The sequence below is a fragment of the Oligoflexus sp. genome, assembly GCF_035712445.1.
Lineage (GTDB): Bacteria > Bdellovibrionota_B > Oligoflexia > Oligoflexales > Oligoflexaceae > Oligoflexus.
Window position 1 is genome coordinate 1 of the sequence record NZ_DASTAT010000132.1, and the last position, 25,038, is coordinate 25,038.

Sequence of the window (25,038 nt, forward strand, 5' to 3'; positions counted from 1 at the left end):
GAAAAAATCAGGCGTTTTGGGGCGTCATGACTGGCAATGAACTTACTGATGTCAAGCTTTCCAAGCTGACCTTTAGCAAATTTGCTCGTGCCACAATCAAGAGTTCACAGAAGCAGGGAGACTATTTTCATTCAATTTGGGAGGACGAAGAGGATCGGCTCAACGTCGTATACATGGATGATGGCCTCTTTCAATTTATAGATGGCACGTGGCAGAGTACGAGACTGTTATCTCCTACTGAAGCCCTGGGTGATATTAAGACATACCGGGATCAATTCGGACATCTGTACACTTTAACCGTTGACGAAGTTTGGTTCCAAAAAAAGCCCGGCGATAGGGCCCGTGTTATCACAAAGACTGTGCCGAGCAATACTTTCAAGGGATTTTTCGAGTCTCTACCTGGTCACGTCTGGTTCTATAAATTCAACACCCAGGAAATTTTCGTGTCTACCTTTGGCCAGGTAACACGCTTCGAACTCGATAGCGATCATCTCGACCCAATTGTTGCCATGTTTTCTGTTCGCGGAGTACCCCATGTTGCGACTGCCAACAAGTTCTTTGGGCTTGTGGATGCCGACTTGGCGACTAAGCGATTTAGACCACAAAGCCCTGAAAATATCGGCCTAAAGGGTTTGGGAGATTCGAACATCATCGCATTTCAACAAGTTACGCCGGAACTTTTCTTAATCGACACGATTTTGGATGGCAAGAGAACGTACTGGTTATGGAACTCTGAAACCCTTGAAATAAGGGATATGGGATTGGGCTCCTTATGGATGCCTACCGCAGTCTATAAGACTGTTTTTTCAGTTTCGAATGAGGAATTTTATGTTGGAGATGACAATGAAATTTATCTGTCGAATAGGCTAAATCTGACGAAGGTGGTAGATGTCAGGGATCTGCGTGAATTTTTCAATTCACTTGAAACAACAATAGTATTCTATTATCGGGACAGAAAAGATCGACTTTGGATTGCTACACGCTACCCGAATGCTCTTTTGCGCTATGACCCTTAAAGAATGGCGGTTGGAACTTGCCAAAATTTTGGAGCTTCCGACCGCCAATTACTACCGGAAGGGACCCCGAAGGTCCCCTTTCGTTCCACTTTACGTCGATCCAAATCCCCGCAATAACTAAGCTAAAAAAATAATCTCAAGTTCAGACTCTATTCTGCCGATCTTGTGTGACGGGACCAGGGATCCACTTTCAATACTTATTCGAAGGTACAAACCATGATCAAGGCCGGATTGATTGCGATAAGCCTTATGCTGATGACGACGGCGTGTGGTGATTCCGAACCAGTGGCCACCAGCTATAAGAAAAGCATGGCTGCTCCCGCTGGTGCCGCTCCCGGAGCCGCAACCCCTGGCGCAGGAACTGGTGATGCCACCGCTTTGAAAGCGCAGGGCACAACCCTCTATAACGCAAAATGCGCTAACTGTCATGGGGCCCTCGCAGACTCCAAGAAAAAAGGGGCAACCTTGGCGCGCATTAAGGCATCGGCTACGATTTCTAGTCATTCCGGAACGGGTTTTCCAACGGCGGACACTGAATTCCAAGCTTTGGAAGCGGCTTTGAAGTGAATTGAAAATCCTTTGAAAAAACTGACCCGTTTTCCGCGAGGAGGACGGGTTTTTATTCAACAGTTACCGGGAAGAGCCAACGCGGGGCGCGGAAGAATTTGCCCCTGCGGTGACGAATGAGTGTGTGGCTACAAGCTTCTATCGGATTGTCTGCCAAAACTCCAGCGTTAATCTTATTATGAAACTTTGAGATTTGGCTGCTAGTAAAGGCCGACTCTCTGATCCTGGATATCGGCCGGGTTTGAGGCTAGTTACCTGAAATTTCAGGATTTATGCTTAGAACACCCACGCCTTTGACTCCTGCCGTGCGTTCGACGGCATTATTCCGCCACTCCATCCCTTCCTGATTATACTGAAGGCTGATGTTTTCGATGCGCCCGGCCGGGTCCTTATCGGTCGAGGTATCCTCGAAGGCGATGGCGAGCGTATTGAGGCGTCCATCGCTGTAGAGCATTTCAGAAGGGACCGGGAACATATCCGGGCTCAGAGGCACCCACATGCCCCGCTGCGGCCGTCCCCAGAAGCCTTTTTGCAGCCAGTTTTCATCACTGAGCCAGCGGCCTATCATCTGGCCATTCAGAAAGATCGTGGCCTTGGCGCCCTGACCTTTCAGATTCAGAACCAAAGGCGCCGCCCATTGCTCGGGCCGGGGCAGCTGGTCCTTGGTGAATTCGGTGCGGTACCACAGGATATCGCCCTTTTCGAGGGCGAGCGAGCGGCCATCGACCTTTTTCCAGGTCTCTGTATTGAATTCAGGACGGGCGTATCCGGCTCGTTCTCCGCCGAGCTGCGTTCCGACTTTCCATTGCGTCAGATCACGATTTCCGATCTGAGCCTTGCCATAAAGTCCTTTGAGTCCATCATAGGGAAGGGCCGGCAGGCGGGCCTGCGTGCCCACGATGGTGCCGCGGCCAAACATGAAGCTGCCATGACCCCAGACCTCGGCGCGGAAGGTGATGGTGTTCATCCCGACCTTCAGATAGGGCGTCAGACCCTGGAACTTGTAGTTGCTGCTCGGGCTTTGATTATCGATCTCCGTGCCGAAGGGATTCAATGTCGCAAGATACTGACCGTTGACGTAAACACCGACGATATCGCTGGCGCTTTCAATATAAAGACGATCAAGTTTTTTCAGGGCCGCGGCATCCTTGATCTCAAAACGTGTACGGTACCAGGTATGACCCGCGAAGATGTCGAGGAACTCCAGAGCCTTCGGTTCGCCTTCGATGGCAAGCCAGGCGCTGTCATCAAAATCATTCTGCGTTTCGGCGCGATCGCTGATGATTCGAGCTTCGGTGAATTCGGGCAGCGAGGGTGGAGTGGACAGCGCGGGCAGGGTAAGCTGCGTGCGGCGCGTGCCTGCATCAAAGGCGGTTTTTTCCGTCAGTCCTTCCAGGGAAACTTTATCCGCGCTGAGCATATCGAGCACAGCAGTGTTCGCACGATACTGGAAACGGAGGCGCTCCCCATCCAGAACTTCAAGATCATCCAGACCCGTGATCATGACATCCGATGCACCTTTTTTAAAGAACCAGATGTGCCCAGCCTCGTCGATCGTTGTGATGTAAACCCGCAGATTCTGTCCGGCGGCATTACGAATCGAAGCGATTTTACCCTGGGTGTGTTCATAGGAAATCGTCAGGCGATCTGAAGTTTTCTCTTCCAGTTGAATGCCTTCGTCCTTGGTCACGAGCTCCAGTCCGCTACCTGTCAACGCCAGCTCGCCCCCGCTTCCCTGGGACCCGTAAACGATCAGCAGCTTTTCATCATTGAAGTCGCGTGCGGTGAGCACTTCGCTGGTGGCATAATGCAGCGTAAAGGCTTCATTCAAAGGATAGTCGTGCAGCATGATAAGGTCATAGGTGCTCTTTTTTTCCTGAGCCAAAGGCACAGTCATGGGGCGGAACCGGGGCAGGTTTTCCCCTTTGAACGTGATGCCGCCTTTTTCCACAGTCTGCACCTTGCCCGACTGATTGACGAGACCGATGAAACTCGTGCCGTTCACTTCGTGCCAGTAATGAACCTGGCCGAGCTTCTGACGTGCTCCGAGGTCCTTGTTCTGGACGACAAGCCTTGAATCGGCATCCTTGAAATTCCCACTGCGCAGCGGTAAACCCGAAGCGCCTAGAAGATTTTCCGTGAGGTTGAAAAAGAAATTGTCGCGGCGGTATTGATAGTAGAGATCCCTTTGAACGCCCGATGCACTCAGGGGGCCATCGTAATCAATGACGTTGCCGAAGTAACCGGCAAGAGGCGCCAGGAAACCGCTGACGTAGCGTTTGGGGTCGCTCAGATCAAAGATGGTGCCGATCCAGTCATTGGGCTTTTCGCCCGGCTCGCCCCAGTGGGGTGCGACATCACCGGCGCGGGCCCCAAGCGTTAGGGAGTTCATGTAGCCCTGCTGAATCATCCCGGCCAGGTTAAAGGTAAAGAGGGAGTCGAGACCGCCCATGATGAGGCGCCTTGATTCCTGGGTGTTGCGATTGAGCTCCATGCTGCCGCTGGAGGAATTTTGATAGATGCCGCCGTGCTGCGCCGGATCGTGCATTTCCTTCAAAAGATCATAGGCGATTTCCTCGGGCTGCCCTTCGTTCGCCCACTCATAGATGTTGGGGAAGGGCATGACATCCGGCACCTCGCCCATGGCGGATATCTTGCCATCGCCGGGGCAGGTGACGAGCGGGATGGTCACACCGCTTTGCCGCACGATATCACGCAGCGCCGTGAAGTATTTTCCCGTTTCCATCGGTTGGGTCAGGGGCCGTTCCAGGCCGCCGTCATAGCTGAAGAGACGATCGGTTTGGAAGGAGCGTTCAAACCAGTTGTACTCGTTTTCAATAACATAGAGCACAATGGGTCCACCCTGATCAGCCATGTAGGGTTTCAGCACTTCATTCAGAGCGTTCAGGTAACGGCTGACCGGTTTGATAAAATCCGGATCATAGGTGCGAAGGTTGGGACGGCCGTCTTCATCATAGGATTTTTTCGTGGCCTTGCGTGTGAGCCAGGCCGGCAAACCTCCGCCATCCATTTCATTGGTGATATAGGGACCGGGCCGAACGGCCACATAAAGACCATAGGATTGCGCGAGTTCCAGAAATCGCCGGAGGTTCGGTTGGTCAAAGTTGAACTCGCCTTCGCGGGCTTCGATCTGGTTCCAGGCAATATAGATATCAAGGGCATTGAAACCCATTTCCTTATACTTCCGCAGGCGATCATTCCAGGTGGATTCCGGCAGGCGGAACCACTGGACGCTGCCTCCGCGCAAGAGGCGGTAGTTCCCGTCGATCTTGAAGCCCTTGGCATCAAGGGCAGCGGTATAGGCCCTTTTACTTTTTAAAGCATCATCCACATCGGTAAGATTGGTCGGTGAACTGGGTGCAGGTCGGGCTGTATCCTTGGGGGAACGCGAGCCTTGACAGGAGACGAGCAGAGCCGCTGCCAGAGCGGCAGGAATGAATTTCATCATGTGTGACTTCCAATCAAAAGAGAACCAACGACGGGTGGCTGGAATGCAAGGACTTTGCCGTCCTGTGCGATTGAAAGCAAGTCGGGACTTGTGGTGCAGAGGTTGTGTGTAAAAAAGGCGTATTTAAAGGGGACTGAGACCGTCCCCCTGCGGTTAGTTTTTATTCCGATCCAGGAAGCGGACAAGACGTTCATGAAATTTTGCACTCTGGGACAGGTTGGGAAAATGTCCGCCATCATCAAGCAGCGCGACTTCAGCATCCGCGAGGTCTCGGCCCCATTCCACAATCTCAGCCCAATTCGCAATACGGTCCTTGCGGCCTGCGATCAAAAGAACCGGGCCATGCGGACGAGCAGCGTCCTCTGCGTCCTTGGCAAAAAATTCTGCGAAGGCTTCCAGATCCAGGCCCACCAGGGCGTTCTCATACTGCTCCTGAAGCGCGGGACTCATGTCCTCCCGCTCGGCCAGGACGTGAGCTTGAAAATCCAGTAAAGACGGCAGCGTGGTCAGCACAGGACTGCAGACCAAAACAAGGTTCGCCATCCTCTCGGGATAATGCTGCGCGAACATGCGCCCGACCCAGCCTCCAAACGATGAACCGACGATGTGGACGCGTTCTTTGATCTGCATGCCATCCAAAAGCTCATGCAGGGCCCGCGCCATACCCGAGAGACTGTGGTCGTTCAGTGTTTCACTGCGACCATGCCCCGGCAGTGTCACCGCGATCACGCGGAAATTCGGAGCCAGCGTATCGACCTGCGAAGCCCATTGGCCGTGCCCCAGACCCAAGGCAGGAAGAAGGAACAGCGGTGCTCCGCGTCCTGATACCATAAGTTCCAGGCGTTTTCCCGAGGCGATTCTGATCAGGATATGAATCTGCAGTTCCGGCTTGATGCGGAGCAGACGGTCGATGTCCTCCCAGGTTTTTAGCTGGAATAACGATTTGAGGGAGGCAGGGTCCGAAGGCAGACGAATATCCAAAACCTCCAGGGATGCATGCGTCCCTGATGTTGATGCAGCGGCGGTACTGCCTTTTCTTTCCTGTTTTAAAAATTCAGCAAGCGATTTGATGTTGGGATGGTCCATCAGGGCCTTGGGCTTCAGATTGAACCCTGCCTGCCGATTCAAATCGCCCAAAAGCTGCAAGCCCGAGATGGAATCGAGCCCCAGCGAGGCGAAGTCGGTATTCTCGTGCAGATGCGCGGCTGAGATTCCCAGCCTTTTTTCCAGCAAAGCCATGAGCAGGGACTGAAACTCATCACCCCTGCCGACGGTTTGAGGCGAAGTTGATGACGCCTTGGTTTCGATGTCGTCGGTAAACCAATAGCGATTGCGGGCAAAGGCATAACCAGGCAAAGGTAATTTTTGGTAAAGACTCGGACCCGGTTCTCCCGTTTCCTGAGTGGGTTGACCGTTCCAGGCTTTAAGCTTGGACAAAAGCTCATCATGGGATTGGGCCGAGAAGGAGCTGCGATGTTCGAATTCCTCGCGACCATGGATAAGATTTGCAGAAAGATCGGCCAGAGGCCACGACCGGGTTCTTGGATCCTCCAGCATGGCAACGAAATCCTGAATCCTTCGCGTCAGAGCTTCCGGGCTCCGACCTGAGAAGGGAAATAGCCAGCGCCTGTCGTGATGAACAGTCTGAAGCTGTGGCGTCGCAAATTCTTCCAGGACAATATGAGCGTTGCTGCCTCCAAATCCAAAGGAACTGACGCCGGCAAGACGCCTGCCCGAGGATTCCCAGGGAGCTGTGCGGTTAGGAAGCTGTAAAAATCCACCGGCAAGGCCCAGGTAGGAGTTCGCATTCTTCAGATGCAAATTGCCCGGCAGAAGCTTATGCTGCAGAGCCATCACAGCCTTGGCAAGACCGGCGGCGCCGGCAGCGGATTCCAAATGTCCGATTTGGGTTTTGACGGCTCCCAGATAACAATGCGCGGGTTCGCCGGTCACGCGGAACGCCTGCTTGATGGCATTCACTTCGATGGGATCGCCGAGACTGGTTCCTGTTCCATGAGTTTCCAAATAATGAAGCGAGCGGGTATCTATGCCCGCTTTACGCCAGGCGTCGACCAGCAGCATGCTCTGGGCTGTGGTATGAGGCGCCGTCAAGGACGTGGCCCGGCCGCCATGATTCACTGCGCTGCTGCGGATGACGGCGTGAATATAATCGCGATCCGCTTCCGCTTTCTTTAAAGGCTTCAGGATAAAAAGACCGATGCCTTCACTTCGCACATAGCCCGATGCACTTTGATCGAAGGTCTTGCAGCGACCTTCCGGGCTCAACATGCCCGCCTCATTCAAGGCGAGGCTAATATCAGGGGCAAGAATCACATTCACACCGCCGGCGATGGCCAGATGGCATTCACCGCGACGCAAAGCTTCGACAGCACGATGAACGGCCACCAGAGCGCTGGAACACGCGGTGTCCACCGTTTCACTTGGACCGTGCAGATTCAGGACAAAAGACAGGCGATTGGCCAGCATCGCACGCGCATTGCCGGTTGTGGCCAGGGGATGCGGGCGCTCCGGCTGCTCCTGCAGGAGCTGCGCATAATCATGAGTGGACGCGCCGATGAACACCGCCGTCGGCGACGATTTTAAATCGGAGGGTCGATAGCCTGAATGCTCCAATGCCAGCCATGCCGCTTCCAGAACCATTCTTTGCTGCGGGTCCATCAAGCGGGCTTCCCCCGGAGTTATACCGAAGAAAGCCGCATCGAAGGCCCGAACATCGCGCATGAATCCACCCCAGCGAAGAGCTTCGCCGGCGTTTAAACTCTGCCAGTCCCAACGCTCTTTGGGAACCTCCGCAATCAGGTCCTGGCCTGCGACCAGAGCTTTCCAAAAGTCTTCCATCGAGTCGGCTCCGGGAAAACGCCCGGCCATCCCGATAATCGCGATCGCTTCATCAGGCGCAAGGGGAGCTTCAGAAGGCTTCATTGGTGAAGGAGCGAGCGGAACCTGAGTCGGATGGCGGCGCCGCGCAAGATTGAAAACCAGATCCTCAAGAGTTCGGCTTTCAAAGAAAACAGTCGGATCATTTTCGATGGAGAACTGCTCGCTGATCTGGGCACTCAGGTAATTGAGCGTCATCGAATCCAGGGCGAGATCGCTGAGACTGGTTCCCAGTTGAAAAGCCTGGCCCTGACTCACGCGGGACAATTCCTTCAGAAGGAACTCGGCAATATCCTGGCCCATGAGCGCATCATCGGTCGGCGGCGTAAGGCTTGGAGGCGTTGCGGATGCTTGGGGGACCGCCTGACCGAGGGCACGGAAGAGGGCTTTGATCTCGTGACTCAGATAGAGTTTTTTGGACTGCAAAACCTGCACTTTTCCGGTATTCGTGCGCGGCAGGCCGCCGTCCTCTATAATCACGAAATCATGCGCTGTAAAACCAAACTCCTTCAGAAGAGCCTGGCGCATGGCTTCCACTTCGCGCTGGAAATCCATGATGAGACCCTTGGGAATTTCGAGGCAGACGATCACTTTTTCCTGGCCATCCACGGGAATGGCAAAGGAAATGATGCGGAGGATATCGAGGTAGGGCACGCTCTTACGAATGGACTGCTCAATATCCACAGGATAGACATTGTGCCCATTGATGATCATGAGTTCTTTCTGACGACCCGTGACATAAAGATAGCCGTCTTCATAAACACCCAGATCCCCTGTTCGCAGGAATGGACCGGGCAGACCTTCCAGCGAAAGCCCGAAACTTTCCCGGGTCTGCACGCTGTCTTTCCAATAGCCCTGCGCCACGCTCGGGCCCTGGACGCAGATTTCACCGACCATTCCCGGAGCGCAGAGTTTTTTCGTCTCAGGGTCTATGATAGCGATCCGGTTTCCACGCAAAGGTTTGCCGACAGGCACCACATTTTTTGCTGCGGGGGACTGCCGGGTGACCTTCTTAAAATGCCCGGCTTGCAGGGCCTGGGCATCGACGTAGACCTCGTCATCCAGATCGGCCATGACACTGACTACGCAGGTGGATTCCGCCAGACCATAAGCCACGGTAAAGGCGCTGAATTGAAAACCATAGGGAGCAAACTTGCGGGCAAAACGCTGCATGGACTCAAGATGCGCAGGCTCCGCCCCATTCCCTGCGATCCGCCAATGATCGAGCCTGAGGCCTTCCATATCCTTTTCGCGAATCAAAAGTGAGCAGGTATCATAGACGGCATTCGGTGCATTGGTCACATGGATCTCAAAATCCGAGATGGCCTGAAACCAGCGCAGGGGCTTTTCGATGAAGGCCAGAGGGCTCATGAGATGAACGCGGGCGGGATGAAAAAGCACCTGGAAGGTGCCGAGCAAACCCGTGTTATGAAAAATGGGAGCCCAGAAAAGATAATTGTAATCCTTGAGCCCGGCGAGTTTTTGATCGTTCGCTTCCGCCGTGCTCTGGGCATTGATCATGAGTTGCCCGTGGGAAACCATCACCCCCTTGGGCGCGCTGGTCGATCCCGAAGAGTACTGTAAATAGAGAAGGTCATCACGGGACAGGTCCGGTCTTTGCCAGTAGCGTTCATTGTCACGGCATTGGTCTATGTTGATGATTTCCAGGCCTTTGACGAGCTTGATCAGCTTCCGCATCATCCATCGTGGAAGGCGGCCACTGGTCATTTTCTGATCCAGTCGTTCGGCGATCATGGTGTTGCTGAGGATGAACCTGGCCTGCGTCGCATCCAGAACGGTGCGGAAGAATTTTTGCTTGGCATCATCAATCGGCGGAGGGACGAGCGTGAACACGGCGCCCGCGAAGATGGATGCATAGATGGAAAGGATATTGTCCTTGGCATTGGTGCCAAAGATCATGACCCGATCGCCTTTTTTGAGGCCTTTGCGCTGAAGAACGGCCGCGATGCTTTTCGCTGCCTGCAAGAGTTCCTGAGCGGTGAGGGATTCCGCAAGCCGCTCCCGCGCCTCATACTGAAGGAAGGTGAAGAGAACGCGGGAGGGATCCTCTGCGACCTTCTGTTCCAGGCATTCCATAAGCGAGAGAGCTGGCTTGAAGCTTGCCGGCTCAGGGGCTCTCCCCTTACGAATCTGCCGCAGCATCCGCATAAGGGTACGGCCTTCGCTCATTTCCAGAAACTGGGTGACACCGCGATCCATCAGCGTTTCCACACATTCCTTCCAGCGCAGCGGGTGGACCAGCTGCAGACTCAGAAGTTCAGGCAAGGCGCTGACCTCGACAGGCGCATGGGTCTCCTGCGCGATGAAGGTGATCCTGGGTTCCTGAAAGGTCTGCGTTTCGAGAAACTTTAAAAAGTGGTGCCGGGCGGCTTCCATCAAAGGCGAATGGAAGGCTCCGCTCACGGGAAGCAGGATGGCTCGTCCCTGCTTTTCTTCAGTGATGAGAGCTTGGAGCGCCTCCAACTCCGAACGCTGTCCGGCGAGAATAATCTGTTCGGGAGAATTATGATTGGCGATGACGATGGATTCAAAGCGGTGTCTGGCCAGACATGCTTGCAGCCTCTCCATCGGGATTCCCAAACAAGCCAGCATGCCCCCGTCCTGGATGGAATCCATGAGGCGGGCGCGCTCCATGACGATGCGCAGACCCTGCTCAAAGGTAATAATTCCCGCTGCAAAAAGTGCCGGATATTCGCCGAGGCTATGGCCTATGACAAACTGCGGAATCGCGCCGCCTTTTTGTAAATAGTGCAGCCAGTGTAAAGCCCCAACGACATAAAGCGCAGGCTGCGTATAGAGCGTCCTGTCCAGCTCCTCGGAGGGGTCTTCCAGACAAAGTGTTTCGAGAGAATAGCCCAGGATAGCGTTGGCCTTTGCAAGCTGGTCAGGAAATTGAAGAAAAAGTTCCCGCGCCATTCCCTTTTTTTGCGAACCCTGTCCAGGAAACATCAACGTGAGCATGCATTCACCCTGCGAGCTTTTCGAAGTTTATTGTCATCTGTGCTTGTTGCGGATCAACATTGCAGGAGCCGTGCCCTGGACGACTCTTACGTCCCGACAGAATCGGTACGCGGTCCCGGATGTTGTGTGTCAAAAGTGCTGTGACGCAGGGCACAGATTTCGCATGGTTCCGAGGGAAAGGAGTGAGGACAGCCGATGTCGAACAGTTCCAATCGAAAATTTGCCGTTGGATTGGCGCGTGCTGCGGCGGGCGCTATCATTTTTTCGCTGCCGATTCTGATGACCATGGAGATGTGGAGCCTCGGATCGTCGATGAATCCCTGGCATCAGGCTCTGCTCGTGGCGATGTGTCTTCCCCTTTTGGTGGGGATGTCGCATGTCATCGGCTTCGAGGAAACCTTCGGCTGGCTTGATGATACGGTGGATGCCTTCGTGGCTTTGGCTGTGGGTTTTATCACCTCGGCCTTTGTCCTTCTTTTGCTGGGTATCATCGGCGATGAATTGCGCTTCGCCGAGGTCCTGCAGAAGGTGGCCATCCAGGCGATTCCTGCCAGCATTGGGGCTCTGCTTTCGCAAAGCCAGTTCGGAGGTCAAGCACAGGACTCAAAAGAAAGAAGCAGCAGCTATGGAGGGGAAATTTTTCTGATGGCCCTGGGCGCGCTCTTTCTCTCGTTCAGCGTGGCGCCGACGGAAGAGGTGATTCTGATCGCGCACCGCATGAATCATTGGCAATCGGTTATCCTCTCGATCTTTTCGCTCGGGATTATGCATGCCTTCGTTTATGCGGCCGACTTCAAAGGCAAAGAGGACATCCCCGAAAATTCCAACCATCTCCGGATCTTTGTGAAATTTACGATCACAGGCTATGCGCTCGTGCTCTTTATTTGTCTTTTCGTCCTTTGGGTCTTTGGCCGAATGGATGGGCTGGCCTCGGCGGAAATTATTTCCGTCTTGAGCGTGCTGGGATTTCCAGCGGCGGTCGGCGCTGCAGCCGCGCGGCTTATTATATGAAGGTTGCTATGGAAAAAAATGAGACGAAACCGAACATCCCTGTTTTGGAATGGGCCTTCTCCACCGTGGGCGTCATCATCGTCGTCGGCATCCTTGCTTTCAACATTGTTCAGGCTCTGAATGACCGGGAAACGCCGCCGGATATTCAGCTGAAAGCTGAGGAGCCCATCCGCACCACCCAGGGCTATCTGCTTCCGATCGAGGCCGTGAACGTTGGGGGTGAAAGCGCAGCGGCCTTGATGATTGCAGGTCAGCTGCGGTCGGCTGAAGGTGAGGTGGAATCGAGCGAGGTCACCTTTGATTATGTCGCGCCGCATTCCAGCAAGAAAGGGGGCCTTTTCTTCGAACACGATCCCAAGGTCTACCAGCTGAAGCTGCGGGTTTTGGGCTATCAGGAGCCTTGAATCCCACGCTGCTCAGCGGCCTTTTGCCGCGCGCCGCGCGAAACCATTGCAGGTCCCGGAAAAATTCATTAAAACCTCAAGCGGTCTTCATCAGGAGAAAACCGCGATGTTCCTTTCTGTTCGACCCGTTCTGGTCCTTGCCCTGCTTCTATTCGGCGCTTTGAGTCGCCCTGTGTCTTTATCCGCTGACGAGGCCAGGCCGGATCCCGCGTTGGAACGGGCTCAGTCCATACGGAGTCAGTACAGCAAATTCGAGTACCGCATCCCCATGCGCGATGGCGTGCGGCTCTTTACAAGCGTCTATGTGCCGGTGAACGCCGGGCCGGCCAAAACCTATCCCATCCTTATGGTCCGCACGCCTTATTCCGTAGCCCCGTATGGACTGGATCGCTATAAATCAAGACTCGGCCCCAGTCAGGATTATGAGAAGGAAGGCTTTATCTTTGTCTTCCAGGATGTTCGCGGCAAACACATGTCCGAGGGGACCTTTGTCAACGTCAGGCCCCATCGCGCGCAAAAACGCAGTAAGGCGGATATCGACGAAAGCACCGACACCTATGACACCATAGCCTGGCTTTTGAAAAACCAGGCTTTTAACAACGGCAAGGTTGGGCAGTGGGGGATCTCCTATCCCGGCTTTTATACCTCGGCCGGAGCCATCGACTCGCATCCGGCCTTGAAGGCTGTCTCACCGCAGGCGCCTATTGCCGACTGGTGGCGCGGCGATGATATGCATCGCAATGGAGCGTTCAATCTGCAGCTGGCCTTCAGCTTTTTTAATGACTTTGGCCGCGAGCGTTCCGAGCTTTATGATGAAGAGGAGCCCTTTAAATTTGATTATGGAACGCCCGATGCTTACCAGTTCTTTCTGGAACTCGGCGCGCTGCCACAGGTCAATGCCAAATACTTTAAGAACGCCAGACCCTTTTGGAACGAAGTCGCAGCCCATCCGAACTACGATGCCTTCTGGCAGGAGCGCAATCTGCTCCCTCATCTGAAAGGCATCAAGGCTGCGGTCATGACGGTGGGTGGCTGGTATGATACCGAAGACCTTTACGGACCGCTGCAAACCTACAAGGCGATTGAAAGCCAAAATCCCGGGATTCGCAATAGCCTCGTCATGGGCCCCTGGACTCACGGCGGCTGGCAGAGAACCAGCGGCGAGCGGGTGGGCGATACGGAATTCGGTTTTAAAACTTCAGAAACCTATCAGAAGATGGAACTCGCATTCTTCAATCATCATCTGAAGGGCGGGCCGGATCCTCGTCTGCCGGAGGTCATGGTCTTCGAAACAGGCGCCAATCGTTGGCGGAATTTTGAGAGCTGGCCGCCGCGTTCCAGCCAGAAGCAGAAGTATTTCCTGCGCGAAGGCCAGCGCCTCGACACCGGCAGCGAAGGCAAGGCTACTGTTCAGTTTGATGAGTATGTCAGCGATCCCGCACGGCCGGTTCCTTACACCACCGAAGTCACCAATCGCTGGAGCAGCTCGTATATGGGCGCGGATCAGCGCTTTGCCGCGCAAAGGCCGGATGTCCTCGTCTATCAGACGGAAGTCCTTAAAAATGATCTGACCGTGGCGGGATCCTTGGATGTGGATCTATGGTTTTCGACGACGGGCAGTGATGCGGATGTGGTCATCAAGCTTATAGATGTCTGGCCTGGAAAGGTGCGTGGCTGGGAAGCCGATCCTGCGAAACCCGAGAGGAGAAATCCGGGAGGGCAGCAGCTTTTGGTTCGCGGCGAACCGATGCGGGCCCGGTTCCGTGACGGCTGGGATAAGCCCAAGCCCATGGTTCCTGGCGAGGTCACTCGCGTTCGCTTCTCGGTGAATGATGTCCTTCATACGTTCCAGCGCGGCCATCGGATCATGATCCAGGTGCAGTCGTCCTGGTTTCCCTTCATAGATCGCAACCCGCAGACGTTCGTGCCGAATATTTTTGAAGCGAAGGACAGCGATTTCATCCGGGCCATGCACCGTATTCACCGTGATGCGGAGCATCCGAGTTCGGTGACGCTGCCGGTGCTGGATCCTTCCTAAGCCGATTTTTGAATCGACATGGTATGGTACAGCCGTATCACAAATTCAAAAGGCACGAATTCAGGGTGCAGCACTTTATCCGAGGTATGAAGCCGGATGGAAGTGCTCCCCTGCTTGGCTTCGATATAGTCCTTCACCGCGTTCATCCCCACACCGCGACCTGAAATATCCGTGACCGATTGAGCCGTGGAGAAACCGGGCTCGAAGATGAGATAGGCGATCTCTTCCAAAGAATTTTTTTGCTGGGCTTTGATCAGGCCCTTGTCCAATGCGATCTGGTGGATTGCCCGCAGGTTCAAGCCGCGTCCGTCGTCACGATAGGTGATATAGAGGCCATCATCCTTCAAATCGAGCTGCACAAAGATGTGGCCTTCCTTGGATTTTCCCGCAGCCAGGCGTTCCGCGGCGGATTCGATGCCATGGTCCATGGAGTTTCTGATGATATGGATGAAGGTATTCCGGATCAGTTCCTGGGCTTCGGAGGAAAGGCAGATGCCTCGATCCTCGATGGTGATCAGAGGGGATTCCTTCTGTAAATCCCGGGCCAGCATCTCGGCATTGGAAAGGACTTCGCGGAACACGGTTTCGGCGCGGACAAAGGTCAGCTCTTCGATGCTTTCTTTGAGCGAGCGGGCCTTTTGCTTCAGCATCGGCACGCCTTCCTCTTCCGTCACGCGCAGGAAATTTCTGATGCGTTCGACAAGGTCATGAGAAAGAGCAAGGCTGTCGCCCACATTGCGCCCGAGTTTGACCTGGTTCAGATCCTGGTACGTATCCATAAGGTCCTGGATCTTTTGACAATCATCGAGCAGGGCATCGCGGTTCCAGTTCGCGATGTTGCTGAGGCTCGCGGCCAGCCTCTGCTCGGCATCATGCATCAATGGGGTCAGGTGGGAGAGCCCCAGGGCCCGCGCCGATCCTTTGATGGTATGCATGTTGATAAAGAGTATTTTCAGGATTTCCTTGTCATAGCGGTGGTTGGTGCGCAGGAGGCGCTTATTATCCGACAGGAACCTTTGGGCTGAGTTGACGAAAATTCCGAACTGCTTGGGTGTAACGTCCAGGATCTCGCCGATGTATTCGAGCTCCTTGGATTTTTCCGCGGCTTCCGCTTCCAGTTTTTTCAAGGCTGTGACGTCCTTGACGGATATCAGCATTTTTTCGACGCGGGCATTCCTGTCGATGACCGGATTCCAATCCAATTGCAGAACGCGGACCTCTTCGCCAAAACGGAAATTCATTTCTGTGGGCAAAAGATGACTGTTGCTATGAAAGTTCAGGTCAGATTCATCCAGGCTGTTTTCGAGCACGGTCTGGACCACGCTGCGGGTCTCTTCTGTCGCCTGCGCGTGTTTGAAGAGCAGGTCCAGGACGCTGCTGGAGGCCACCTTATCGGTGTGGAAGAGGGTTTTTACAGATTCCGAATGGGTTTCCGTGATCGTGAGGCCGTGACGCCCGACGATCATGATCCCTATCTGAATATGCTTCAGAATCGACTTGATTTCGCGGGTTTGTTCTTCGACCATGCGTTCCAGGTTGTTATTCAGGTGCACGACGGCTTCGTGTTCCTTATGCAGGTCGACGTTCAGTTTTTCAATCCTTGCAAAGGCCGACTTCTCGGTAAGGCGCACCTTATCCGCCAGGGCAAGAGAGAGCAGAACGACTTCGATGACGGATCCGATCAGTACGCTCCATTCCGACCAGAACGAGGCGGGAATGATGCCAGAGGCCATGGCCATGCGGATGACGTTGCCTATGATAAGGGCCAGCCAGGCGAGTGTGAAGAAGTAGGCTGGTCTATAGCGTTTGAGCGAGCAGACAATACCACAGGTCAGGGTGATGACCGAAGCCATGGTCGCCCCCAGGACCGAGGTCTTGGCACCCAGGTTATAGGAATGGAGCAGGCATGCATCCGAGACGAGGCATAGGACTATTCCCAGATAGCAAAGGCGTTCGAGCCAGGGGTGGCGGCCGCGCAGCGAGAGGAAAACCAGAGGGAAAAGACAGGCTAAAATCGCCGAAAGATTGGCCGTGAAGATATAGCCTCGATTCATGGCCCCGGTGTAGTCATCGAGCCCATGAACGATGAGGCCGGAATAGGCTATGGACTGAATAACCATCGCCAGGATGAAGGCAAAGTAGACCAGATAGGGAAGCTTGCGGAGCTGCAGCCAGATGAAAAAGTTGTAGAACGCCATGACAGTGAGAATGCAGAGACAGGAAAAGAGAAAGACGTATTCTTTGGTCCTTGTCTCATAAAAGGTCTGTTCATTGAAGAGGGTGACATTGTATATGGCTGATCCCTGGGTTTGGATGCGCATCAAAAGCCAGGATTCGCCGGGGAGAAGTTGAGCCTGAAAGCTTGGAATGCGATTGAACTGGCGCTTTTTATCAAAGGGGATCTGATCGCCCATCCGTGCGTGTTCGATGGTGCCAGTCGCGGGATGAATCAACCAGAAGTCAATCGCATCTGTGATGGCATAAGCTTCCGTGAGAATCACATCCAGGGTCTGGTTACTGGTGTTCAGAAGGGGAACCCGGGCCCATACGGCAGCGGTTGTGAAGCCGAAGTTCGCGGAACGCCTGGACGTCGGCGCGAATTGCTTAAGAAAATCAGTGTCTTGTATGTGATCGGCGCTGTAGCGGTTCTCTTTGTCTTCCAAAAACCAGAGGGACCTATCCAACTCCACCGTACGCAGATCAGCGCTGACCTTGACCGGCATCTGCCGTGCCTCGGCCACGGAGAGGCTGGACCAGAGACTTAGAAGAACGAGCAAGGTGATACGAAGCACTGAACACCTCAAAGTAGTGGACTCAGTGTCCTGTCGGTTTGAATGGCTCTTGCACCAAGCCTAAATATTCTATTCATATGCAAAGGTAAGTCGGGAGTCCGCAGCATGGGTAAAGAGACACATGTCCAAGGATTTTACAGGACTCAAGACGCAGGTCTTTATATTCGCAAGAATTCAACTCCATCGCAGTTTGGATGCGTCCTTGCTAAATCCAAACGTGAAGGCGTCGCTTTTCACGCCCTCGTCTCGAACATCCTGTTGTTAAGGAAAGGTCCCTTATGAAGTTCCCTCTTGGTCTGCTGCTCCTGCTCTCCCTACTGCCCGCTGCCTGCCAAAACCATGAGAATTCCCGTACAAAAGGCATTGGCACGAATCTCGAGAATCAGCCTCTTGTCATCGTTAAACGATATAAGGCCAACCCTCAGTTCGACCGTTCAATCCAGTTCATTTCGGATATGAAAGCCAGCATATACCTGGCCGATGTGGAGAAGTTGGATGGCAACGTGGAAACAATCATCTATGCGGCCACTGCCGACGAAGCCAGGTATCTGGAATCGAAAGACGTCATTCCCTATCATGCCAGCTTCAGCGCTTCAAAAGATGACTATGCAATGTGCATGTTCCAGGAAACGGATAGCTGCGACATCACCTGGGAAGACGACGCCTTCCTTGTGGCCAATAAGAAAGACGGCACGCAAAGAAAGCTCAAGCCCATCGTCAATCACAAGCGCACGCGTCTGACATTGAACCGTGAAGATGACCGGACGCTCGTGATTACCTTCGCAGACAAGCAAGTCCCTATCAATCAAGCCGCTGCGGACGAGGAAGAATACGGCGCCAGTGCCGTAATTGCGAAGCACAATGCCACTTTGGAATTCAACTCCTTTTCCAAGGGTAAAGACGCCAGCGGCATGGTCACGGTCAAGGAGCTTTGCGAGATAGGCCAGGCGAGTATTTGGAGCCAGGGTGAGAATCTCCTGGGTACCGACGCTTTCCCTGATGATGTTGTCGTCAAAGACTGTTCGCAGGAAGGCAGGATCATCCTGAAATTCGCGGCGGACAAGGAGCTGTTCCTGCTCGATGAATTAAACGTGACCGGATATTTGGCCAAATAAAAACGGGAGCCGATCAAGGCTCCCGATAAACAAGGGCCAGGCGCGTTTGATCCTGGCTTTATGCTGTCACAGCGGCGACAATGTCCTCGACGGCATCCAAAATTCCTGCAACGTCTGCATTGATCGCAGCCGCCACCAGATCCTGAATGGCCTTGGCCAATCCACCCGCATCCACCAAACCAAAGGAAGGACGACCGAGCAGAGCCTGATTCAAAAGCTGGCTCGAAAGACCGGAGATGGCTTTTTGATCGCCGGCCTTGGAGGCTTCAATCAGCTGCATGGTGGTCGCGGACAGGCCCTGGGCCTGCTCGGCACTCAACTTGGGATTCTGCGCGTAGACCGCGTCCACCTCGGGTTTCAATGCAACCATATCCATGGGTTCGGATACAGGCGCGACCGGGGCTGGTGGGGTCGTGACCACGGTTTCAGGCTGAGGGGCTTTCTCGGGTTCGGATCGGGATTCCGGTTCCGGTGTTCTTTGCGACTGCGGCTTGGGTGCTGCTTCGCAACCGATGAAGGTGAGGGCAAGACAGAGAATGGCTCGACGCATGAGCGTTCCTTTCCATACGTTGTTCGATGGGCTCCATCTTTACCTTATTCAAAAGCAAGGCCAGTCAGCTTCTGCACGGATTTCCGGGATTTAGCCGGGAACACTGCGGCAAGTCCTGCGCATAACGAAAATGAGTTGGATGCTATTTAATTTGTAAATTAGCGGAAATATGAGTGAAAATTGGCAAGTGCCAGGAAAATTCTTGCCGGAATGCGGGACCGACGGAAGCAGGGAGGGAAAAACGGAATCAGCGTCACGTTTTAGAAAAAAAAACAGGCTGGGCGTAAACCCAGCCTCTTGCATCAGGAACGATCAGTTCTTTTCGACGACCGGAACGGGTTGACCGTTACAGTTCGCGCTCAGAAGGATTTCAAGGTTCTGACGCGACGATCCCCAAGGAAGCTGAATCGTAGCGACCAAAGCCTTCGGTTCGCCACTGGGCAGCGTCGCAGGATTATCGCGGAGCAGAACGTTATCCCGACGACTCACGACGCGACCATTGGCGAGCTGGTTGGCCGTGACGCGGAAGATACAGCCCTGCAGAGCGCCCTTGCTTTCATTCACAAGGTTCATCTTGATGCGAGCACTTGCGCCGAGCCAGTCGATGTTCATGCTTTCGATGAAGCCGCTGGTCAACCAGGTGATCTCGGCCTTTTGTGGAGCAGGCTGAGGCGCTGGCTGCGGTGCAGGCGCTGGCGTGGGCTTCGGCGTAGGAGCCGGTGTTGGATTCGGAGCTGGCGTCGGCGTAGGAGCCGGAACACCTGGCTCATTCATGCCGTTACACTTCGGTGAACGCTTGGCCAGACCATGACGGGCAAAGGCATCGGTAATCAGACAGAAGTTTTTCCCCGAAGCCGGATCGCCGCCGTTCGCATCCAAAGCCAAAGTCGCTTCGTAGGAATCTTCATACTGCGTGGTCGTATAAAGACTCTTCAGGAACAACTTCTTGGCCATGGCGCGACCTTCCGCACCATAACGCTTCTCGAAGTTCTGGATCACATGGTACCAGGTGGAACCGATCACCAGACCTTCGGTGTGAACTTCCTTATCCCTGGGTGGATAGGAATAATTGGAATCGAGGTAACGGATCGAGCCACTTCCTGAACGGCCTTTCTGAAAGCCAGGAGCCATATCGGGAGACTGGGTGATGAAGGTCGAAATGATGTCACCGATACCTTCGGAATACGCACCATCCGTAATGCCACCGATGTTGGCATCCAGGCCGTGACCCCACTCGTGATACACAACGTCGGCGATTTCCCCGGTGTTGGCACACTGCGAGCTGGCGCTCATGAAGTTCAGGCTACGGCCATCCCAGTAAGCGTTACAGGTCTCGCTCAGGTTCACGTTAGCGGTCACCTTGCTGCTGAACCATTTGGGATTCACAACGTCCTTGGCCCAGTTCTGCACCTTCTGCAGATGATAGAACACATTGCGTTCCGCCAGAGTCGAGTTGCTGTTATTGAAAAGTATGTTGCCGGTTCCCGAGGCACGGGCTTGTTTCCCTTGCGCATTCACGATCTTGAAATTGGCGGAATCAAGAGCCGAGACGGCATCGGTTCCGCTGAGGGAAATCTGGCCCATGGCATCGGCGAAGCCACTGGCGGCTGAGGTTTGCACCATGACAAAGGGCAGAGCGGCATCGACCAGAGGTCCACCGGGTGCTCTTTGATTCACGCTGGCCAGGACCTTGCCTTCATAACTGAAACGCAGGGGCTGCCATTCCAAAACTTCATTGTCCGTCACGCTTCGAATCATCCCATAGGGTTCGCCTTCCGGCGTTGCGGCGGTGAAGTAAAGACCATGTTTGAATTCATATTTGCCATTCGCACCAACGCGGGGGTAAAGAACCTTGCCCAGACTGCCTTCATCGACAGTGGATGTGGCCCCGAGCACAGCGGCAGTCGTGACGGCCGCCAGCTCCTTGGCATCAAGCTCGGCGGGCTCTTCCAGCTTCTCCTGATCCACGCCGAAGGTTCGCGATAAAACCTGAACGAGTTGACCCTGGCTGAAGCGGAATCCCACATGCCCGCCCATCAGCTTATAACCACCTACATCGTAGTCAAAGCCGAGGAGGAGGGACTCATCATCCACATAGAACTGTTCCAGGTTGAGTTTCAGATTTTCAATCTGAAAGCCGAACTTGCCCGGCTGTTCTTTGACGAACTCTTTCACAAGATCAGCCAGCTGACCTGCGAATTTCGCCTGGTCCGCCTCGCTGTTGCCCGCAAGACGCTTCAGGTCGGTGGCGTCTTTCACGCCCGGGAGTTTTTCCAGGAGATTCAGGGGCAGTCGGCCCGAAAGAAGCAGCGGCGTGCCGCTGATCGGATCGACGGAAACGCTGGCATTGGCGCCGTTCTCGTCCTGCACACCCGAGATGGATATGGTGTCCGAACTTACGGCCTCGGTTTTCACGGGTTCCAGGAATTTTTCTTCGCTGGCCGTGGAGCGGATCAGATTTTGGCCTTTGGCCGGGATTTTGAGACCCTCAGTGGACGGATTCAAAGTCCTTTTGGAGGACGCTGCGGGACCACCGCAGGCTTGGATAAAGGCCAGAAGGAGAGGGGCCACGAGAACAGAAGTGGAGTGTCGCATTTTCATCAGCTACCTCATCAGCATGGAAAATAAAGAGCAGGAGCAGGATCATCGCCTGGCTAATTCGTACTAGCCATGGGACAGCTCTAACAGCTGGGTCAGGACCTGATCGAAATGCTGTTGCGATGCCGGCAAAAATTGCCTCTGTTTGATCAAAAAAAGGAGCCGATGGAAAGCAACGGAGACGTTCATGTTTAAAGTTTGGACATACGGGAAACTCAAGTTGCTGGGGGCGCTGCTGGCCTTCTGGCCTTTTTTCGCATTTGCGAACATCAATGATCCCGAGCATGTCCTCGGCCCCTATTCGCGCGCGGAACGCCGACTGGAAAAGATTCTGGAACCTATGCCCGGCAAGGGCCTACTGGAAAAGATCGAAGCCTATGAACGGGGACGAAAACCTGATTCGGACACGGACTATATCCTTAGGCGTTTGAAGCTCAGACAATACGATGATCGTGGTCAGACCCAGGATGCGATGAACATCTGTACCGGGATCAAGGCCGATGATTATGAGATGGTGGCGCTCTGCACTTACATGAATCCCAACAAATTCGTGGAAAGCGCTATTCAGCAAACAGAGAAGATCTGGGAGCAGAGTCAAAGAGAATTGCCCGGCACCGTGGTGCCGACCCGGGTCGCCATTATTCTTTTGAACATGACTTTCGATGCCACAGACATAAGCCGGGCGCGTGAATTTTACCAGCAGGCCCTGGCTACGCTGCCTCGGGACGCGCTACGGAGTCGGCTCGATCTGAACTGGACGGTGGCGAATGTCTATTCATTCTCGCTCAATAGCGAGGCCATGCAGCGGGAAAGCATGAAGCTCTATGATGCCTTGGAACAGGCTTACCAGGAGGATCCTGAATCACTCTATATTGCTGAGTACATGGCCTTTAACAAGGGTCTGAACCATATCTTTCTATTTCAGGATTACAAGGCCGCCCTTCAGGAATTCTCGAAACTGCCCCGCACCAGCCGACCCTGGCTCGACGCCCAGGTTTATTCGGCCCTGGCCTATTTTCACCTGAAAGAAAACGCCAAGGCCAGGTCAGCTTTGGCGAACATTCAGCTGGAAAAACATCTCGATCTGCAAAGGCTCCCGAGTCTGGCCTGCTATCAGGCGATCGTAAGGTTTGGGCTCAAGGAAAGCACGGATCTGTCGGACTGCTTTTCCATGTTGGAAAAAGGCAGTGGGCCCGACACCAGTATTCAACTGACCCGCGAACTGATGGATCTTGATCTTCCTGTGGACGCCCGTCTGCGCGTTCTGCAGGCGTTCTGGCGAATCTATCTGCAGCAGCTGGAACCCAAGATCCGGCAGATCATGGAAAACAACAGCAATGCGATTGAATTGGCTCGGGTTCGTACCGAGAATCTGGTGAAGGACTATGATATTAAAAATTTCAATCTGCTGAAAATCATCGCCGGCGGATTGATTTTCGGTTTGCTGCTCGCGGCCTTCATGCTTTGGAATCTCCGCAGTAAAAACAGGAGCATCGAAAAACTCCAGACCTATATCCAGCAGGCTGTGCTGGCCCGATTCCTGCCGCCGGTCATCGTCGCGGAGATCGTCCAGGGACGCTCGCGCCTGGAAGCCGAACCCAAGGATGAACTCATCACCCTCATGTTCTGCGATATCGTGGGTTTCACAGCTCTGTCCGGGGATTTAGACCGGCCGCAGACTGTGGCGCTGCTGAATGACTTCATGCATATCGTCACGGAAGTGGTCTATAAGCATGGCGGCACCATTGATAAATTCATCGGGGATGCCGCCATGGTGATCTTCGGAGCCCCAACGCCTTTGGATGCGAAAATTCAAGCGGAACGCGCAGTGGCCTGTGCCCAGGATCTTCTGGTCGCCATGTCACGCGTCCATCACTTCAAATTAAGAATCGGAATTCATCAGGGCATGGCTACTGTGGGAATCTTTGGGAGTGAACGACGTTCGGATTTTACGGCCATTGGTTCCACGGTGAATATCGCCTCGCGCATCGAGGGGCGCGCTCAGCCCCAGGAAATCCTGATGAGTGAAGCCGTGGCGCATCATCTGCCGGAATCGGCCGTGATGGACTGCGGTTTCTATGAGTTGCGCGGGATCATGCACCCGGTTCGTCTCTATCGCTCCCGAACCCTTGCGGCTTTGAACGAAGCCTCCTGAAATGAAGAACGGGTGGTGCCGTAACACCACCCGTCTTGATATTCAGAACTTATTCAGCAGGGAGTTCGGGAAGCTCTGGTTCGAAATCACCAGGTTGTACTTCCGAGAATTCGATGTCTGCTGGCTGTTCGCTTTTTGCATAACCCGTATCCGAGAAGCACTTCGACATGCCTGACATGCTGGCAGCAGCTTGATCCATCATGCCTTCATTACAGGCGTCATGCTTGGCGTTTGTTGCGCTATCGGTCGCGGGTTTGATAGTCTTGGACCAGTCGGCCGTTGCACAATCAAAGCCCGATGGAGCCGTTGGCGAGAAGGCCGCGGCCAATACACCTGGCACATCCGTGCTCTTCAGGTGCAGCGTGCCGCCTTCGGCAAATTTGGTTGCAGTACAGTCGGTCAGATAGCTATTGGCATCGACGCAGGCCTGGGTGGCGAACTGCCGACCGTTGCCTTCGTAGTTATAGAGCACGTTGCCGTTGATGGCATCAAATACGCCGATACCCGCGTTTTTGAAGGAGAAGGGGTCGCCCACGCCGAAGTCCATCGTTCCGGATTCCGAGATCGAAACTTTGGAGAATCCAGAGTCGTTGGCACCGATTTCAAACTTCTGAGCAAAAGAGAAGCCGCTGAATCCAAACTTCACTTCGAGCTTCATCGCGCTCGCATCTGCTTCGGTATAGTTCGAGTCGAAACCGATGGCACCTTTAAAGGTTCCCATGGTATCGTCACCCGAAGAGATATGAATCGTACCCTTGCTGACCTTCACCGATTTTCCATCTTTGGTGATGGTCTTCGAACCTGTGATTTTGAAGGCTTGAGACAGTTTCATGTCCGTTGTCGTTTCGCCTTCGCAGATATAGACAGCGATATTGTTGCCGTCTGAATCATCGGTGTAGATACCAATTTTCGGAATGGTAAAGCTTGGTGGAGTGGTCGTATCACCAGTCTTATCACCAGTCGTGCTAGGATCTATTGTATTGGGATCGATCGTATTGGGATCGACTGTATTGGGATCAAACGTATCACCGGGTCCTCCTTGCAGAGCCGGGCCGGCTGCCATGTCCCCGACATCGAGGATGACAGGAGTATTCCAGGGAATGTTTTTCCCTTCAGCTTCAATGTGGCAAAGTGTGCTGGAGATCATTTTGATCTGGGTAACCAGCTGCTTGGCGCTTTCGCGCATCAGGCATGCTTCCATTGACTTCTTCTGGTCTTCGGCGAGGCGAAGGCTTGTGCCTTCTGACAGCGCGGGAGGGAGGTTGATGTTCAACGCTCCGGTCAGACCCAGTTCATCCACGCTGGCAGCCTGTACAGTACCAGAGGGCGTTCTGGTGGTGCCTGTGTTGTTGGCTGCAGCGTCCGACTTACTCGAAGACTTACCGCAAGCAACTAATCCGGCGAAAGTAAGAATTGCGGGGACCATCTTGTTTGCATTCATTG

At 54.0% G+C, this 25,038-nt stretch carries 13 protein-coding genes; 7 read left to right on the plus strand and 6 right to left on the minus strand.

All coding sequences use genetic code 11. The features are described from left to right. Together VFO10_RS27825 and VFO10_RS27830 are read left to right on the plus strand one after the other, a co-directional pair. Positions 1–1,016 (plus strand): hypothetical protein (locus tag VFO10_RS27825; protein ID WP_325145289.1); only part of this gene is annotated, 1,016 nt, incomplete at its 5' end. A gap of 216 nt (positions 1,017–1,232) precedes the next feature. Beyond that, entirely contained in the window at positions 1,233–1,583 is a 351-nt protein-coding gene (locus VFO10_RS27830; RefSeq protein ID WP_325145290.1) for a hypothetical protein, read from the plus strand. 247 nt (positions 1,584–1,830) lie between these two features. Here the strand turns inward: VFO10_RS27830 and VFO10_RS27835 are convergent, their stop codons facing one another. Beyond that, complete coding sequence (locus VFO10_RS27835; RefSeq protein ID WP_325145291.1) at positions 1,831–5,052, minus strand: beta-galactosidase; 3,222 nt, start codon at positions 5,050–5,052, stop codon at positions 1,831–1,833. Between the two features lie 153 nt (positions 5,053–5,205). After that, the gene (gene fabD, locus VFO10_RS27840; RefSeq protein ID WP_325145292.1) at positions 5,206–10,932 is read right to left on the minus strand and encodes an ACP S-malonyltransferase; all 5,727 of its coding nucleotides are present in this window, start codon (positions 10,930–10,932) and stop codon (positions 5,206–5,208) included. A gap of 195 nt (positions 10,933–11,127) precedes the next feature. Here fabD and VFO10_RS27845 point away from each other — a divergent pair, with 195 nt between their 5' ends. From VFO10_RS27845 to VFO10_RS27855, 3 genes are all read left to right on the plus strand, one after another. Further along, complete coding sequence (locus VFO10_RS27845; RefSeq protein WP_325145293.1) at positions 11,128–11,943, plus strand: TIGR02587 family membrane protein; 816 nt, start codon at positions 11,128–11,130, stop codon at positions 11,941–11,943. An 8-nt stretch (positions 11,944–11,951) separates the two neighbouring features. Then, on the plus strand, positions 11,952–12,347 hold the full coding sequence (locus VFO10_RS27850) for a TIGR02588 family protein (RefSeq protein ID WP_325145294.1): 396 nt from the start codon (positions 11,952–11,954) through the stop codon (positions 12,345–12,347). A gap of 106 nt (positions 12,348–12,453) precedes the next feature. Beyond that, positions 12,454–14,385, plus strand: coding sequence for a CocE/NonD family hydrolase (locus tag VFO10_RS27855; protein WP_325145295.1), 1,932 nt, complete (start codon positions 12,454–12,456; stop codon positions 14,383–14,385). Here the strand turns inward: VFO10_RS27855 and VFO10_RS27860 are convergent. Beyond that, the gene (locus VFO10_RS27860) at positions 14,382–17,177 is read right to left on the minus strand and encodes a 7TM diverse intracellular signaling domain-containing protein (RefSeq protein WP_325145296.1); all 2,796 of its coding nucleotides are present in this window, start codon (positions 17,175–17,177) and stop codon (positions 14,382–14,384) included. The two genes, VFO10_RS27855 and VFO10_RS27860, sit on opposite strands and share 4 nt — an antisense overlap. 278 nt (positions 17,178–17,455) lie before the next feature. Between VFO10_RS27860 and VFO10_RS27865 the strand changes: the two genes are divergently transcribed. Beyond that, positions 17,456–18,292 (plus strand): hypothetical protein, encoded by an 837-nt coding sequence (locus VFO10_RS27865; RefSeq protein WP_325145297.1) that lies wholly within the window; start codon positions 17,456–17,458, stop codon positions 18,290–18,292. Between the two features lie 58 nt (positions 18,293–18,350). Here the strand turns inward: VFO10_RS27865 and VFO10_RS27870 are convergent, their stop codons facing one another. Both VFO10_RS27870 and VFO10_RS27875 read right to left on the minus strand, forming a co-directional pair. Next, the gene (locus tag VFO10_RS27870) at positions 18,351–18,842 is read right to left on the minus strand and encodes a hypothetical protein (RefSeq protein ID WP_325145298.1); all 492 of its coding nucleotides are present in this window, start codon (positions 18,840–18,842) and stop codon (positions 18,351–18,353) included. A 312-nt stretch (positions 18,843–19,154) separates the two neighbouring features. Beyond that, positions 19,155–21,443 carry a hypothetical protein gene (locus tag VFO10_RS27875; RefSeq protein ID WP_325145299.1) on the minus strand — a complete coding sequence of 763 codons (2,289 nt, stop codon included), beginning with the start codon at positions 21,441–21,443 and terminating at the stop codon, positions 19,155–19,157. Between the two features lie 184 nt (positions 21,444–21,627). On the opposite strand from VFO10_RS27875, the gene VFO10_RS27880 reads away from it, so the two are divergent. Further along, complete coding sequence (locus tag VFO10_RS27880; RefSeq protein ID WP_325145300.1) at positions 21,628–23,595, plus strand: adenylate/guanylate cyclase domain-containing protein; 1,968 nt, start codon at positions 21,628–21,630, stop codon at positions 23,593–23,595. A gap of 49 nt (positions 23,596–23,644) precedes the next feature. On the opposite strand, the gene VFO10_RS27885 is transcribed toward VFO10_RS27880, so the two are convergent. Beyond that, a complete protein-coding gene (locus VFO10_RS27885) occupies positions 23,645–25,036 on the minus strand; it encodes a hypothetical protein (RefSeq protein ID WP_325145301.1) in 1,392 nt (463 codons plus the stop codon). Between the last annotated feature and the right edge of the window lie 2 nt (positions 25,037–25,038).

What these genes read in the sequence shown, in the direction of transcription:
- VFO10_RS27855 (WP_325145295.1), top strand. Translation starts at nt 12,454, where the DNA reads ATGTTCCTTTCTGTTCGACCCGTTCTGGTCCTTGCCCTGCTTCTATTC.
- VFO10_RS27870 (WP_325145298.1), bottom strand. Translation starts at nt 18,842, where the DNA reads ATGCGTCGAGCCATTCTCTGTCTTGCCCTCACCTTCATCGGTTGCGAA.
- VFO10_RS27885 (WP_325145301.1), bottom strand. Translation starts at nt 25,036, where the DNA reads ATGAATGCAAACAAGATGGTCCCCGCAATTCTTACTTTCGCCGGATTA.
- VFO10_RS27835 (WP_325145291.1), bottom strand. Translation starts at nt 5,052, where the DNA reads ATGATGAAATTCATTCCTGCCGCTCTGGCAGCGGCTCTGCTCGTCTCC.
- VFO10_RS27845 (WP_325145293.1), top strand. Translation starts at nt 11,128, where the DNA reads ATGTCGAACAGTTCCAATCGAAAATTTGCCGTTGGATTGGCGCGTGCT.
- VFO10_RS27875 (WP_325145299.1), bottom strand. Translation starts at nt 21,443, where the DNA reads ATGAAAATGCGACACTCCACTTCTGTTCTCGTGGCCCCTCTCCTTCTG.
- fabD (WP_325145292.1), bottom strand. Translation starts at nt 10,932, where the DNA reads ATGCTCACGTTGATGTTTCCTGGACAGGGTTCGCAAAAAAAGGGAATG.
- VFO10_RS27865 (WP_325145297.1), top strand. Translation starts at nt 17,456, where the DNA reads ATGAAGTTCCCTCTTGGTCTGCTGCTCCTGCTCTCCCTACTGCCCGCT.
- VFO10_RS27880 (WP_325145300.1), top strand. Translation starts at nt 21,628, where the DNA reads ATGTTTAAAGTTTGGACATACGGGAAACTCAAGTTGCTGGGGGCGCTG.
- VFO10_RS27850 (WP_325145294.1), top strand. Translation starts at nt 11,952, where the DNA reads ATGGAAAAAAATGAGACGAAACCGAACATCCCTGTTTTGGAATGGGCC.
- VFO10_RS27830 (WP_325145290.1), top strand. Translation starts at nt 1,233, where the DNA reads ATGATCAAGGCCGGATTGATTGCGATAAGCCTTATGCTGATGACGACG.